Source organism: Rhodoplanes sp. SY1, assembly GCF_046000175.1.
Taxonomy (GTDB): domain Bacteria; phylum Pseudomonadota; class Alphaproteobacteria; order Rhizobiales; family Xanthobacteraceae; genus Rhodoplanes.
This window is the reverse complement of sequence record NZ_JBEOMB010000450.1, coordinates 1-638: the sequence shown is the minus strand read 5'-3', so window position 1 is coordinate 638 and position 638 is coordinate 1. Positions and strand designations below refer to the sequence as shown.

Here is a 638-nt window from a genome sequence, read left to right as displayed (position 1 = left end):
GCCGCCTCGGACCCTAGTCCCGATAGATTGATGACCGAGAGACGCACCCGCTCCGGATTCGGTCCAAAGAACAGGAGTTTTGGGTCGAGCACCGATCCCCCTACTCGGAGGAGAGGATTGGTCGCCACCGCCGCATGAAGCTGGTCGGCCATCCCGGCGGCCAGCTTTGTCGCGTTTCCGATCGGGCTCAGCCCGTCCGGCAAGTCCTCCAGCAACCTAATGAAGAGCCTGAGGTCGCCGCCGCCTGCAGCCGCGAAATGGCGCAGCGCCTCGACCAGAACGCCCTTGTGCAAAGCAGTCTTAGCGCCCGCCAGAGGGCCCAGCGTTTCGGCCGCCATGTCGATGGCCTGCTGGCGCTCGTCCTTGTCGTCGCCGAGGCCGGCGAAGTCCGGCATGACCGACAGGAACAGTGGATTGCCGGCATGGACACCCGGCGTCCACACCACGACTTCGACCGCGTCCAGATAACGGCGCGCCTTCTCGTCATCATCGGCCGTAAACGACGGGGGGCGTGTCGGCCAAGTCTCGCCGAGGCGTGACAGATCGTTGTTGGGATCGATGATGATGGCCGGAATTCCGGCAAGTGCTGCTTCTTCCACAATGCGCCGCAAGAGGACGGTCTTGCCCGAGCCGGAGCC

Annotated in this window: 1 pseudogene; it reads right to left on the bottom strand. The window is 64.6% G+C overall.

Annotation, left to right across the window (positions count from 1 at the left end):
* Positions 1 to 638: pseudogene (locus ABTU92_RS30290) on the bottom strand (AAA family ATPase); the annotation flags it as partial.